Here is a 13,056-nt window from a genome sequence, read left to right as displayed (position 1 = left end):
ACCCCTCTGCCGCGGGAGTATCTTCGTGGCATGCCGGCGCGATCATGCCCCGCTCCTGCACCAGGGCTCCTGGCGCTGTTGGCATCCGCGATGTTCGTGATGCTGCTCGGAGGCTGCGAATACGCCACCCCTGACGACAAACCTAAGGATCCCGTCCCTGCCTTGACCGCGGCGCCGACAGCGCTGGAAACGAACAAGCAGGCTGCCTTGGAAAAGCTCGGCCCTGTCCCTTCCGCCCCGGTGTTGCGCTTCGCCGGTCCGGTGGCGGACGCCGCCCAAGCTGTGGAATCGTCCGCCGTTGCCGCCGGGACCTACCTTGTGACAGGCAGTTGCACGGGGACAACCGGCGCACGGATCCTCGTCAGCCAGGACGACGGCATCCATGCAGGCCTGCCGCTGAACTGCGGGGCAACGGCCCGTATCCGCGTGCACCTGTCCTCAGGCGAGGCCCGGATCAGCCTGCACTCGGACGCCACCCGGCGCGACGCCGTCGCCGCCGCACAGCTGGAACTGCTCCACGACGCACCTACCCCGGCACTTTCCCCGGAGGATTGGGCGCGAGGAGTCCTCGGAAAGCCCGGTCCCTTCGAACGCCTCGGAGCCACAAAGCTCGACGGCGCCGCTGAGCTCCCGGACTCCGCGTCGAACGGCACTTTCGACATGTCTTTCGCCTGCCTCGGTTACCGCGAGGTCCAGCTGACAGTGAGGAGCCGGGACAGCGGCCGGACCCTCATGATCGAACGCACAGCCTGCAGGAGCATCCGCGGTGTCCGGATCGTGGCGAAGGAAGGCGGCATCCTAATCCGGATCGAACCCCTTGGCAGCGGCGGCGACGGAGCCTTCGGCTACCGGATCGGCCCGGTCCCGGGACACCTCTGACGGCGCCGGGCGTCCGGGCGTAAAGTCGGATCATGGGCCGGTTCCGAGCCCGCAAGGTGCCCCGAAGACGGCGGCCGATTGCCGCCGTCGTACTTTCCTGCGCGGCGCTGGCCGCCTGTGAATATACGTACGACGACGGCCGCGCACCGCTGCCTGAACGCCCGGCACCGGTGATCACCGATCCGGTGCTGCCGCGGGATCCGGGGCTGGACCGGACCGTCTCGGGCGAGGCGCTGAAGGCTTGGGCACAGGAGGTGCTCCCGGACGATAACGGACAGGCGTTCTTCACCAGCTACGGTTTCCTGGGGTCCGGCGAATCCCGCACGGAACGGACTGTCCAGCTCCCGGCGGGCACCTACGCCGTCACACTCGCCTGCCGGGGAGCGCGGCAGGCGTCCTATTCCGTCCGGGATAGCGGAGAAGTACTCATTGAGCTCACCACCGACTGTGGCCTGACGCGCGTGAATGTGGTGGAACTGCCGAAATCGACAGTGCTCGCGGTGACCGTGGAAGCAGTCAGGCGCGCGAATTTTGCCTACCGGGTAAGCCGGGTCTGAAAGCCGGCGTCATTCCATATCCAAGGGGCGCCTGGTCAGACGGCGCATCCCTCCGGGCAGCGGAGGGTTTCCGGGTTGGCTGCGCATTCGGCGCAATAGAGCGTGAGGTTGCGGCAGCTGGGGTTGGAGCAGTTTTCGAATTTGTTCGTGGGGGCCTCGCAGCGGACGCACGCTCCGATCGTCTTGGCGTCCTCGCTGAACTCCAGGTGCATCCGCTTGTCGAAGACATACAGGGAACCTTCCCAGAGGCCCTGGTCCCTGTATTTCTCGCCGTAGCGGACGATTCCGCCGTCCAGCTGGTACACCTCTTTGAAGCCGCGGTTGACCATCAGGCTGGAGAGGACTTCGCAGCGGATTCCGCCGGTGCAGTAGGTCACGACCGGCTGGTCCTTGAGGTCGTCGTACTTGCCGGAGTCGAGTTCCTTGATGAAGTCGTGCGTGGTGGCGACGTCGGGGACGATTGCATCCTTGAACTTGCCGATCTGCGCCTCGAAGGCGTTGCGGCCGTCAAAGAATTTCACTTCCTGGCCGGCGGCTTTCTTCTCCTCCAGCATGGCGTGCAGTTCTTCGGGTTTGAGGTGGACACCGCCGCCCACGACGCCGTTCCCGTCGACCTTCAATTCGCCCGGGGCACCGAAGGACACGATCTCATCGCGGACCTTCACACTGAGCCGTGGGAAGTCCTCGGCTCCACCGTCGGACCATTTGACGTCGATGTTCCGGAAGCCCTTGTATTCCCGCGTGGTCTTTACGTACTGCTTGACGTTGCCGATTTCTCCGCCGACGGTTGCGTTGATTCCGTCCTTGGAAATCAGGATCCGCCCGGTCAGGCCAAGCTTCTCGCAGAGGGCGCGCTGCCATAGCCGGACGGCGTCCGGGTCCGCGATCGGGGTAAAGCCGTAGAAGAGCACAATTCGGTTCAAAGCCACGCATTTAAGGGTACCGGGCCGCGGCAAACCGGGGATTTCCAGTGTCTGTTCAGCGCATGGCCGGGGCTCCCCGGAGCGGCTGCACGATGCCTGGGAGAGTTAACGGAGCTGTTACTGCGCGCCCCTGTTGCTTATATGGGTGCTGGCTTACGCTCTCTACATGAGTCCAGACGCTTTGGTTGAAGACATCACGCATCTGCTGGAGGTCTGGGTGGCCGGTTGGGCCGGCTGCCGGGGCTACGAAACGGGTAAGGAAGGACGGTTCCCTGCCGCGTTGCGGGCAGACAAAACCGGGGACTGGGAGTACTTCGCCCATGACCCTTCCGACGCCGAATTTGCGGAGTTGGCAGCGAAGGCCGCTGAGTCACCGGCCCGCATCCTGACGATCCTCAGCAACGACCTGGCCCGGTACACCTTCCTGGCCAATCAACACGGGCTGAGCACCACCTCCGCCTCCCAGACCATGATGTTCGTGGACATGGCCACCCAGGACGCCGAGGATCCCTGGCTCTCCGATGACTCCTTGAAACTCACCACCTCCCTGAACAACGGGATCCACTACGCAGAGGTCCGTTCCGGTGAAGAGCTCGCCGCGAGCGGGCGTGTGTGCGTGGTGGGGACCACCGCCGTTTTCGACAGGATCGTCACCGAGCCCGAGTTCCAGCGCCGCGGCCTGGGGAGCTTCATCATGAAGGCCCTCGCTGCCCAGGCATTCGAGCACGACGTCGAAAGCGGGCTCCTGCTGGCCTCCCTGGACGGGCAGAAACTGTATTCCCACCTCGGCTGGAAGAACATCAGCCGCGTGCTCATGCTCTCCGCCGATCCCGCGCAGGACGGCGACCTCTCGGTGGCCTAGCGTTCCATCCACCGGTGACAGAATGTTCAGGTGGACAACGCCGAATCACTGATCTCCCTTCTGGGCCGCAGCCCGGAGCCGGAACAGTTGCGCCATGTCCACACGATTCCGGCCCGTAAGGCCGTCCATGAACCATGGCCTTCATGGGTTCACAGCGACATCGTGGACGCCTACGGCTCACTTGGTGTCCGCGAACCGTACCGGCACCAGATCGAAGCCGCGGACCTTGCCCACGGCGGCGAGCACGTGGTGATCGCCACCGGCACCGCCTCCGGCAAATCCCTCGCATACCAGTTGCCGGCGCTCGACGCGATCCACCGTTCTGAGTTGCGGGTCCTCTCCGAACCCGGGCGGATCCACGACGACGGCGCTGTGGCGCTCTACCTCGCACCCACCAAGGCGCTGGCTGCGGACCAGCTGTCCGCAGTTCGTGCCCTCGGCCTGCCGACCGTCCGCGCGGAAAGCTACGACGGCGATACCGACGTCTCCGCACGGCGCTGGATCCGGGACCATGCGAATTTCATCCTGGCCAACCCGGACATGCTGCACTTCGGGATCCTGCCGAACCACCAGTGGTGGGCCCGGTTCTTCCGGCGGCTCCGCTACGTGATCGTGGACGAAGCCCACAGCTACCGCGGAGTTTTCGGTTCCCACGTAGCCAACCTGATGCGGCGGCTGCGCCGTATCTGTGCCTACTACGGGGCCGGTACCTCCTTCCCTGAGCCTGTGTTCATTGCGGCCTCTGCCACTGCTTCTGATCCGGGGACGTCTTTCTCCCGGCTGATCGGAGCGCCTGTCCGGGAGGTCTCACACGATAGTTCTCCGCACGGTGCAACCACCGTTGCGCTCTGGGAACCGGCGTTGACCGAGCTCAAAGGCGAGAACGGCGCCCAGACCCGGCGCACCGCCGTCGCCGAAACAGCGGACATCATGGCCAACCTGGTGTCTTCGAGGGTCCGGACCATCGCCTTCATCAAGTCCCGGCGGGGCGCCGAGAGCATTTCATCCATCACCAAGCGGTTGCTGGACGAAGTGGACCCGAGCCTTCCGCGGAGGGTGGCTGCGTACCGTTCCGGTTATCTCCCCGAGGAACGCCGGGCCCTCGAAAAGTCCTTGCGCAACGGGGAGCTCCTGGGCGTCTCCAGTACCTCCGCACTGGAACTTGGCATCGACATCTCCGGGCTGGATGCGGTCCTGGTCGCGGGATGGCCCGGAACGAGGGCCTCCCTGTTCCAACAGATCGGCCGGGCGGGGCGCGCCGGGCAGGACGCCATCGCTGCCTTCATAGCGAGCGATGATCCGCTGGATACCTACCTCGTCAACCATCCCGAGGCGATCTTCGACGTGTCGGTCGAGGCCACCGTGTTCGACCCCGGAAATCCTTACGTCCTAGGCCCGCACCTGTGTGCGGCGGCCGCCGAACTTCCCATCGGTGCCTCCGAGCATGGCCTTTTCGGACCCACCGCCGAAGGCCTTCTCGGTCAGCTCGTGGCCCAGGGTTACCTGCGGCGGCGGCCGGCAGGCTGGTTCTGGACGCACCCCGAAAGTGCGGCCGGCATGGTGAACCTGCGCAGCGACGGAGGCGGGCCGGTAAGCATCGTGGACGCCGATTCCGGAACGCTGCTGGGGACCATGGACTCTCCGCAGACCCACTACCAGGCCCACGCCGGTGCCATCTACGTGCACCAGGGCGACAGCTACCTGGTGGAAGAACTGAACGAGCAGGACCATTGCGTGGTGGTACGCCGCACGAACCCGGATTACTACACCACCGCGCGGGACGTGACCCAGATCGAGGTCCTGCAAACGCTGCGGACCGCCGAATGGGGAGACATCGCCGTGCATTTCGGCGAGGTCAAAGTAACGACCCAAGTTGTCTCCTTCCAACGCAAGGCCCTGGTTTCCAATGAGGTTCTGGGCGAGGAGCCGCTGGACCTGGGCGCCCGCGACCTCTTCACCAAGGCTGTCTGGTTTGTGGTGGACGGCCGCTCGCTCCGGGACGCCGGCTTGATTGAGGCTCAGTTCCCCGGCGCGCTGCACGCCGCAGAACACGCCGCGATAGGGCTCCTGCCCTTGGTGGCGTCCAGTGACCGGTGGGACATCGGCGGGGTCTCTACCGCGCTCCATGCCGACACCGGAGTGCCGACGATCTTTGTGTACGACGGCCACCCCGGCGGAGCAGGTTTCGCCGAACGCGGTTTCGAGAAGGCAGAGACCTGGCTGAGTGCCACCCGCGATGCTATCAAGGCCTGCGAGTGTGAGAGCGGCTGTCCCTCATGCGTCCAGTCCCCCAAGTGCGGCAACAAGAACAACCCCCTGGACAAGGACGCCGCGGTCACGCTGCTCGGGGTGCTGTTGAAGGACGCCCCTTAGCGGGTTCACTGACGGATGCCATGCTCAGGGCGGTGGCCCAGCCCTTGACCGCCCTGTAGCAACCCCGAAGGGTGACTCCTGCCTTAGCCGGGTGCCGACCTCGACAATGCCGCCACCTTCAAGTAGGCATGACGTCAGCTGTGCTTCGTTTCGCGCCGCGGTGTCCGCCGCGACCGTGCATGGATCCCCGGGGGCGAGTCCCCGTGCTGCGTCGGCTGCGGCAAGAGCCGCAAGGTCCGCAGCCGCGGCAGCCCTGTGCGCGTAAGTGCCCGCCTGCGCCAGCAGGAGCGCCAACGACACCAGCGCGATGACAACCAGCCCGAGCCCCGCGGCAAGGACCGTGCCCGAACCCCGTTCCGCGTGTCCTTCGTCCGGATACTGCGGAGCGGGATCCGGGCAACGCCCCTTCATGCCGCTGCCCTGCCACGGAGAACGTGCCCGGTTGGCAGCGGGAAGCCACCTTGGTTTACGCCACCATTTCCGAACATCCTGCTCTCCGCTGCTTGTGAATGGCTGTCCCGGCCTCGGCCGGGACCGGCGAGCGCCAGGAAATCTACGGCGCCCCGGAAGGCCGGTTTGCGGGCCCGAGGTCCCCGCAATACCGGGCCGGCTGCAGCATCGGGAGACTCCGTCCGGGCGGATGCCCTGGCCGTGAGGACCCACGGAATAACTGCTCCGAATGGCCCGCCCACTTTGGCCGAGACCGTCACCCGGAGCCACTCCCCCTCCGCGGAAACCGCAGCCGAAGCGGCATCACCGGCGAGGTGCCGGACGATCCCTTCCACGGCGGCACTGCTTTCGCCACGTGCCAACGCCCTGGCTCCCGCCCTGGCGGCTTCTTCGATCCGCAGTTGCGTAATACCCGCGGCGGCCCCGGCCAGCAGCAACGAGAGGAGCAGGAGGACCGCCGGAAGCGTCACCGCGAATTCGGCCGTCACGGCGCCCCGTTCCTTCCCCGGAACAGGGCGCCCCGGCCGGCCTGGAGAGCCTTCTGCCCTTCGTCTGCGGAGCAGACCGGCCGCAACCGTGAACCCAGGCCAGGCCCTCATGGCAAGGCGAGTGCCGTGCGGATGAGGTTCAGCAGGAAACTCCGGACTTCCTCGCTGCGGAGCAGGACGACCAGCACGCCCGCAAATCCCACGGCGGCGAGCGTAGCGATCGCATACTCTGCCGTGGCCATCCCCAACTCGGATGCCATGAGGCGCGGGCGCCGCTTGCTTCCGGAAGTCTCCGCTTCGGCTGGCTGACCCGGGAAAAGCTCGACGACGTCCGCCAGCTTGGCGTCCCGGCTCACCGTGGGGGATTCGCTTGCCCGGGGTGATCCGCCGCAGGCGTCTTCTCCTGGGCCGGGATCTGCGGCGGGACGGGTCATTGTCTGGGATTTCATTGCATTTCCTTTCGTTGTGCCAGGCGGTGTTGCCGGCTGCTTCCGACTCTTCCTTGGGCGGGTTGCCGCGGTAAGGAGGGATCTTCGGTAAGTGGAAAACTTGGGACGGAGTGCGGCTGTGGAGGACTGCTCCCTGGCGCTTACGCTCCGGAGGGCAGCATGGCAATCAGCACGGGCACCACGCCAAGGCAGATGAAAGCCGGGAGGGAACACAATCCGAGCGGCACCACCAACTTCACCCCCAGCGCGGCGGCCCGCTTCTCGGCCGCACGGAATTCCTCGCGCCGCAGCCGTGCGGCCTGCGCATACAAGATGGCCGAAGACGGCGCACCCGTGAGGGCAGCGAAAGCGAGCGAATCCCTCAGCCGCAGAGCTGCGGGATTCCGGGCAGCAGAGTTGCGCCAAGCAGTCTCCCAGTCGGCGCCGATCGCCAGGGCCGCAACAACCGGGCGCAAGGCCTCCCGCACGGCGGGTGTGGTGCAGGGCAGCAGCAATTCGAGGGACCGTCCGAGGCCTGCGCCGGATTCAAGCGTTGCCGCAACGAGTTCAAGCATGATCGCGGTGCTTTCCAAACCGCGATAGGCGGGCCCCTGATGGCCCGGCCGCGACGGACCGGTACGGCCGCCCGGACCGCGCGGCGCCGTATCCCCTCCCGGGAGCCGCCCGGCACCGTACCAGCGTGCTTGTCCGTCCCATGAGCCCGCTCGCCGCAGGTACTTCGATCCCTGCAAGTACAGTGCAAGCGCCCGGTGCCTGCGGCGACCGGGGTCCGGAAACGCCAGGACTGCTGCGGCGAGCAAGGCCACGGCCACGAAGATTGCCGGAAGTGGATCGATCATGGGAAGCCCCCTGTCATGGTCATGCCGGTCCGCCGGAGGACACGGCCGCCCATACGAGACGGACGGACCACACCCGGCCTGCGATCGTCAGAAGGATGCCCGCAGCCAGTGCTGCCAGTCCCAAAGGATGGCCCAGCAGGATGCCAAGGGGGTCTACGCCCAGCAGCGTTCCCAGGCCCAGCCCGAAGAGCGGCAACCAGCTCAGCAGCCGGACGGTCGCCTTCGGCCCGGCGAGCGCCGTCTGCCTGGCAGCCTCCGCGTCGTCTTCCGCTTCCAGATGCGCGGCATAGCGGGTGAGGATGTCCGCGAGCGGGCAGCCACTGGCTTCCGCAACCTCCAGGCAGCCGGCCAGTTCTCCCCAGACTCTCTGCTCCATGGACGAAAGACGGAAAGAAGCCGAAGAGGTCCGGATGGCCGTGGCCACCGGCATGCCCAGGCCCGCCGCCGAGCGTGCGGCAGCCAGCACTGCCACGGACCCCTCGGACAGATGCTCCCCGCCCTCGGGTGCCTTGGCCTGCACTGAGCAACCCTGCCCCGCGCCGTCGATCGGCACCACACTGCTCCACGGAGGAGGCGCGTGCTCCGGGCTCCGCGATCCGCCGGAACCGTGTACAGCCCAGGCTTCGTCCCAGAGCTTTGACGCGGAGCGGCCGCCGCGCAGCAGGGCCGCCAGTTGGTGGACCAGCACCATGAGCGGGAGATCGTTGTTCCTGCGACGCCTCGCCGGACGGGCACGTGCCAACGCAAAGGCTCGGCCCGTGCCCTTCGTGGGACCGTTCCTCCCGGGGCCGCTTGTGAGCCGTGCGATTTTCCGGCCGGGCCCCGGCTGGCTGCCGATCGCCAGCCACGCCGCTGCCGCGAGCGCGAGGACCAGGACGACGGTCATGCGGCGATCTCCGCCCCGGAGTTGTCCCCGACAAGGTGCGGCATCGCGGACATCCGCCGGGCGGAAGCGAAGTCCACCTCGTCCAGGCCCAGGCGCGCGGCGAGTTCGGGCCACGCGGGGCCGGCCGCCGTCGAGCCGTTACGCATCTCAAGTGCCGGCACCACGGCTTGTCCACCGGGTGTCTCGGACAGCACCCCGATGCAGCCGACGCTGCGGCCGGCCGGGGTGCGCTCCACGTGAATGACGGCGTCCAGGGCACTTGCCACCTGCAGCCGGACCGCGTCCGGGCTGAGTCCGGCCAAGGCACCGAGGGCGACAATGCGCGCGGGCACTGCCGAAGCGGTGTTGGCGTGGATGGTGCCACCGCCACCGGTATGCCCGGTATTGAGGGCCGTCAGGAGTTCGCGGACTTCCGCGCCGCGGCACTCGCCGACGATGAGTCGGTCGGGCCGCATGCGGAGTGCCTGCCGGACCAGTTCACCGAGGTCCAGGACGCCGCCGCCCTCAAGGTTGCCGTGACGGGACTCAAGCGACACCACGTGGGGATGCACCGGGTTGAGCTCCGCAGCGTCCTCGATGAGTACAAGCCGCTCCTCCGGGGCGCACAGTCCCAGGAGGGTGGAGAGCAGCGTGGTCTTGCCCGAACCGGTGGCACCGCTCACCAGGAAACTGAGCCGTCGCTCCACCAGCGACTCAAGGACTTCCTGGATGTGTGCGTCGAACATCCCGCCGGCCCGCAACTCGTCGAGGGTGAACACCTCCTCCCGCCGGATCCGGACGGACAGCAACGTGCCCGCGGTGGAAATCGGCGGGAGCACGGCATGCACCCGGTATCCGCCGCTGAGCCGCACGTCCACGCAGGGCGAGCCGTCGTCGAGCCGGCGCCCGCCCGCTGCCACGAGCCGGGAGGCCAAGGCACGGACCTGTTCTTCGCCCTCGAAACGGACCGGGGACCTTTCCAGTCCGCGGCCGCGGTCGAGCCAGACGGAGTCCGGCCCGTTCACGAAAATGTCCGTCACCCCGGGCTCACGCACCAGTTGCTGGAGCGGGCCCAGGCCGTTCAGCTCGGCGCTGATGGTGTCGACGGCGGCCAGCGCCCCCGCGGTGCCCAGCAGCCGGCCGGTCGCGTGGACCGCTGCGGCCACGCGGGACGGGGTGACGGGGCCGACGTCGGACATCACCGTTTCGCGGACGCTTTCCAGCAGCGCGGCGTCAAGGCGCCTGTCCCGCCGGGTGCGCTGGCCCCTCAGCTCGGGATTCATGCGGCGTCGTCCTGAAGGAGATCCAGGACAGGGGCGGCGAAGCGCCGCACGGAGCGGCGTTTGCCGATGTCCAGCAAGCGGCCGGATTCGGCCGCTGCCGTGGTGCCCTTCAGCTCCGGCAGGACTGCGTGCAACCGCAGCCCGAGGGAATCGGCGATGATGCCGCCGTCCAGCGCGCTGGCCTTCCCGCCCCGCACCACCAAGCCGGCATCAACAGGCGGGAGGTCCTGGAGCAGCCGGGCCGCCGCGACGGCCGCCCGCAACTGCGCCGGTGCGAGCACGAGGATCCTGTCGCAATCCCAGGCGAAGCCACGCAGCGATTCGGCTCCGCGCCCGATGTCCACGATCACAAGCTCAAACGCCCGGCGGGCAGCATCCATGACGGATGCCACGGCGAGCGCGTCAGGCTGTATGGCTTTGTCCCGCTTTCCCGGCCAGGACAGGAAAGCAAATCCCCCGGCCGCGGGCAGGGAACCGGCGAACTGCTCGGGGTCGATGCTGCCCCGGGCGTCGGCAAGGTCCGGCCACCGCAACCCGGGGTGCTCTTCGGCGGCAAGGCTCAGTTCCAGGCCTCCGCCCCGCGGATCACCGTCCACAAGCAAGGTCCTGACGCCCTGGACTGCGGCCTCCTGCGCCAGCCATATTGCAGCGGTCGAGGAACCCGCGCCGCCGCACGCGCCGGTGAGGCCGAGCACCATTCCACCCGGGTCCGGGGCCTGGGTGCGGCTCAGGTGTTCAGCCAGCCAGGCAGCGCCCTCTGGCAGGACCGTGACCCGTTCGGCACCCAGCCCGGCGGCGAGCTGCCACAGGCCGTCCCCTTCGCCATCGAGTCCCAGCAGGATGGCGGGGGCCCGACGCCGGGGCGGAAGTTCGTGGATGTCGCTGCCGATCAGCACGGCCCCGGCGGAGTCCCAAAGCGGCAATGCTTCTTCCGGCGTGTCTGCGGCGTGCATCGCGGCGCCAAGAGCTGCAATGACCCGCTCGGCTTCGGCGCGGATCCTCGGATTGCCGGTCACCAGGAGGACGTCCACCGGGTCCGCGGGCAGCCATTGCGGCTCCGGGACCGCACCAGGGCGTGTGATCCGTCTTCCCCTGCGCGTGCCTGCGTCCTCCGCCGGCAATCCCGGGCCGGATCCCGCTGCCCATCCGCGCGGTGTTTCCCCGATGTGCTGACTGTTCATGAAGCCACTCATGAAGCAACTGTCCGCGGGTGCCCGGCGGACCGGAAGCAAGGGAAGCGGCTATGTGGACAACGACCTCACAAACCTTCCTGTGGAGGAGCGGACGCGATCAGGACAGGAGTTGTCCTCGTCGTGCCGGAAACCCCGGTAACACACGGCAGAATGATGCTCATGTACTTGCTGCTCGCCGCCCACCCGCAGGGGGCAGCCATCCAGGAAACCGACGCCGCCGGCAGCAGCCCGGCGGAACCGCGGATCGTCGCCAAAACGGAACTTCCCGCCGTCGTCCGCGAACTGGAAAACCACCGCCCGCGCTGGATCTGGAACCGCGCCCAGGACTGGTACCCGACCCTCCTGGCCGCCGGCGTGCGCTTGGAACGCTGCCACGACCTCAGCCTCTGCCGCACGATCCTGGCCTTCTCGGAGTTCACCGCGCACACCGCCTATGCCCGCGAGGCCGCGCAACCCTCCGTCGACGAGGACAGCGGACTCATCAGGGCCTTGGCTCCGCCCCCGCCACCCGCGGACCAAGACGCACTTTTCGAGACGCCAAGCCACAGCCGCGAGCCGGGCGTGGAGGACATCCGCGCCGAATTCACGGCCCAGCAGGACGCGGTCCGGAGCGTCGCGGACGGGCACCGGCAACGCCTCCAGCTGCTCCTCGCGGCCGAATCGGCAAGCGCCATGATCGCCGCCGAAATGCAGCACAGCGGCGTGCCTTGGCAGGAAGGACTGCACGAGGACATCCTGCGCCGGCACCTCGGCCCCCGGCCTGCTCCGGGGCACCGGCCTGCCGCCTTGGAGGCGCTTTGCACCGAGCTTCGGACGCTCCTCAACTCCCCCAAACTCAACCCCGATTCCCCGCAGGACCTCATCCGGGCGCTGCACCGCAACGGCATCGAGGTGACGTCCACCAGGCAATGGGAGCTCAAGGAATCAGCGCACCCCGCCATCGGGCCGTTGCTCGAGTACAAGAAGCTTTCGCGCCTCTTCACGGCGAACGGCTGGGCCTGGCTTGATGCCTGGGTCAGCGGCGGCCGTTTCCGGCCCGAGTACGTGGTGGGCGGTGTGGTGTCGGGCCGCTGGGCGTCCCGGGGCGGCGGGGCGCTGCAGATCCCGAAACAGATCCGCGGCGCCGTCCACGCGGACCCGGGCCACAAACTCATCGTCGCCGATGCCGCGCAACTGGAACCCCGCGTCCTGGCCGCCCTGGCGCAGGACCCGAAGATGGCGGAGGCCGCGCGCGGCAAGGACCTCTACGCGGGAATCGCGGCCCAGGGTTTCGGCGGCGACCGTTCCAAGGCGAAGATCGCCATGCTCGGTGCGATGTACGGCGCCACCACGGGCGAGTCGGGGCGACTCATGCCGCAGCTCGCCCGCACTTACCCGCGCGCGGTCGGCTATGTCGAACAGGCGGCGCGCGACGGCGAGGCCGGCCGCACTGTGACCTCCCGCCTGGGGCGCAGCAGCCCGCCGCCCTCGGAGCGGTGGCTGCGCAGCCAGCGTTCGACGACGGCCGAGGAGCAGCGCCGAGCCGACGCCCTGGCCCGTTCGCGCGGCCGTTTCACCCGGAACTTCGTGGTGCAGGGATCAGCCGCTGACTGGGCGTCCTGCTGGCTCGCGGAACTGCGACGGCGGCTGCGCGCCCTGGAGGCCGACGGCGCTCCTGGTCCCGGACGCCGCGACGGCGGCGAGCTTGTCTTCTTCCTGCACGACGAGGTCATGGTCCACGCACCGGAAGCCGCAGTTCCGGCATGCGTCCGCGCCATCGAGGAAGCGGCAGCCGCCGCAACACACCTGCTGTTCGGGAAGGTGCCGCTGGAGTTCCCGGTGAGCGTCGCCGTCGTCGACTCTTACGACCAGGCGAAATAGCGGCCCTTGCCCCCGGCGGCCGGCCGGAGGGACGA

General features: G+C 68.0%; 11 protein-coding genes and 2 pseudogenes. 5 read left to right on the top strand and 8 right to left on the bottom strand.

What is annotated here, in order from left to right:
- Positions 1-30: 30 nt before the first annotated feature.
- Positions 31-879, top strand: a complete 849-nt coding sequence (locus BIU82_RS14270; RefSeq protein WP_139146625.1) for a hypothetical protein — start codon at positions 31-33, stop codon at positions 877-879.
- 32 nt (positions 880-911) lie between these two features.
- The gene (locus tag BIU82_RS14265) at positions 912-1,436 is read left to right on the top strand and encodes a hypothetical protein (RefSeq protein WP_070350110.1); all 525 of its coding nucleotides are present in this window, start codon (positions 912-914) and stop codon (positions 1,434-1,436) included.
- A gap of 35 nt (positions 1,437-1,471) precedes the next feature.
- On the opposite strand, the gene BIU82_RS14260 is transcribed toward BIU82_RS14265, so the two are convergent.
- The gene (locus tag BIU82_RS14260; RefSeq protein ID WP_070350109.1) at positions 1,472-2,365 is read right to left on the bottom strand and encodes a rhodanese-related sulfurtransferase; all 894 of its coding nucleotides are present in this window, start codon (positions 2,363-2,365) and stop codon (positions 1,472-1,474) included.
- 160 nt (positions 2,366-2,525) lie between these two features.
- Here BIU82_RS14260 and BIU82_RS14255 point away from each other — a divergent pair, with 160 nt between their 5' ends.
- Positions 2,526-3,221 carry a GNAT family N-acetyltransferase gene (locus BIU82_RS14255; protein WP_070350417.1) on the top strand — a complete coding sequence of 232 codons (696 nt, stop codon included), beginning with the start codon at positions 2,526-2,528 and terminating at the stop codon, positions 3,219-3,221.
- A gap of 30 nt (positions 3,222-3,251) precedes the next feature.
- Positions 3,252-5,594, top strand: a complete 2,343-nt coding sequence (locus tag BIU82_RS14250; RefSeq protein WP_070350108.1) for a DEAD/DEAH box helicase — start codon at positions 3,252-3,254, stop codon at positions 5,592-5,594.
- 24 nt (positions 5,595-5,618) lie between these two features.
- On the opposite strand, the gene BIU82_RS19390 is transcribed toward BIU82_RS14250, so the two are convergent.
- From BIU82_RS19390 to ssd, 7 genes and pseudogenes are all read right to left on the bottom strand, one after another.
- On the bottom strand, positions 5,619-6,005 hold the full coding sequence (locus BIU82_RS19390) for an Rv3654c family TadE-like protein (protein ID WP_074466452.1): 387 nt from the start codon (positions 6,003-6,005) through the stop codon (positions 5,619-5,621).
- Between the two features lie 212 nt (positions 6,006-6,217).
- Positions 6,218-6,532 (bottom strand): annotated as a pseudogene (locus BIU82_RS20195) (TadE family type IV pilus minor pilin); the annotation flags it as partial.
- 107 nt (positions 6,533-6,639) lie between these two features.
- Positions 6,640-6,981: a DUF4244 domain-containing protein gene (locus BIU82_RS14240; RefSeq protein ID WP_253182792.1), complete on the bottom strand. Its 342-nt coding sequence runs from the start codon at positions 6,979-6,981 to the stop codon at positions 6,640-6,642.
- 140 nt (positions 6,982-7,121) lie between these two features.
- Positions 7,122-7,556: pseudogene (locus BIU82_RS20190) on the bottom strand (type II secretion system F family protein); the annotation flags it as partial.
- A gap of 283 nt (positions 7,557-7,839) precedes the next feature.
- Entirely contained in the window at positions 7,840-8,706 is an 867-nt protein-coding gene (locus BIU82_RS14230) for a hypothetical protein (protein ID WP_070350107.1), read from the bottom strand.
- On the bottom strand, positions 8,703-9,968 hold the full coding sequence (locus BIU82_RS14225) for a TadA family conjugal transfer-associated ATPase (RefSeq protein WP_083292360.1): 1,266 nt from the start codon (positions 9,966-9,968) through the stop codon (positions 8,703-8,705). Before BIU82_RS14225 ends, BIU82_RS14230 begins: the two co-directional genes overlap by 4 nt.
- On the bottom strand, positions 9,965-11,149 hold the full coding sequence (gene ssd / locus BIU82_RS14220) for a septum site-determining protein Ssd (RefSeq protein WP_083292359.1): 1,185 nt from the start codon (positions 11,147-11,149) through the stop codon (positions 9,965-9,967). Before ssd ends, BIU82_RS14225 begins: the two co-directional genes overlap by 4 nt.
- 171 nt (positions 11,150-11,320) lie before the next feature.
- Here ssd and BIU82_RS14215 point away from each other — a divergent pair, with 171 nt between their 5' ends.
- On the top strand, positions 11,321-13,021 hold the full coding sequence (locus BIU82_RS14215; protein ID WP_070350414.1) for a bifunctional 3'-5' exonuclease/DNA polymerase: 1,701 nt from the start codon (positions 11,321-11,323) through the stop codon (positions 13,019-13,021).
- Positions 13,022-13,056 lie beyond the last annotated feature (35 nt).

Source organism: Arthrobacter sp. SW1 (assembly GCF_001766675.1).
Lineage (GTDB): Bacteria > Actinomycetota > Actinomycetes > Actinomycetales > Micrococcaceae > Arthrobacter.
The sequence above is the reverse complement of the archived record's forward strand: the minus strand, read 5'-3'. Positions and strand labels throughout refer to the sequence as shown.

Coding starts and splice junctions, on each gene's coding strand:
- BIU82_RS14225 (WP_083292360.1), bottom strand. CDS start 9,968: ATGAATCCCGAGCTGAGGGGCCAGCGCACCCGGCGGGACAGGCGCCTT.
- BIU82_RS14230 (WP_070350107.1), bottom strand. CDS start 8,706: ATGACCGTCGTCCTGGTCCTCGCGCTCGCGGCAGCGGCGTGGCTGGCG.
- ssd (WP_083292359.1), bottom strand. CDS start 11,149: ATGAACAGTCAGCACATCGGGGAAACACCGCGCGGATGGGCAGCGGGA.
- BIU82_RS19390 (WP_074466452.1), bottom strand. CDS start 6,005: ATGAAGGGGCGTTGCCCGGATCCCGCTCCGCAGTATCCGGACGAAGGA.
- BIU82_RS14215 (WP_070350414.1), top strand. CDS start 11,321: ATGTACTTGCTGCTCGCCGCCCACCCGCAGGGGGCAGCCATCCAGGAA.
- BIU82_RS14240 (WP_253182792.1), bottom strand. CDS start 6,981: ATGAAATCCCAGACAATGACCCGTCCCGCCGCAGATCCCGGCCCAGGA.
- BIU82_RS14255 (WP_070350417.1), top strand. CDS start 2,526: ATGAGTCCAGACGCTTTGGTTGAAGACATCACGCATCTGCTGGAGGTC.
- BIU82_RS14270 (WP_139146625.1), top strand. CDS start 31: ATGCCGGCGCGATCATGCCCCGCTCCTGCACCAGGGCTCCTGGCGCTG.
- BIU82_RS14265 (WP_070350110.1), top strand. CDS start 912: ATGGGCCGGTTCCGAGCCCGCAAGGTGCCCCGAAGACGGCGGCCGATT.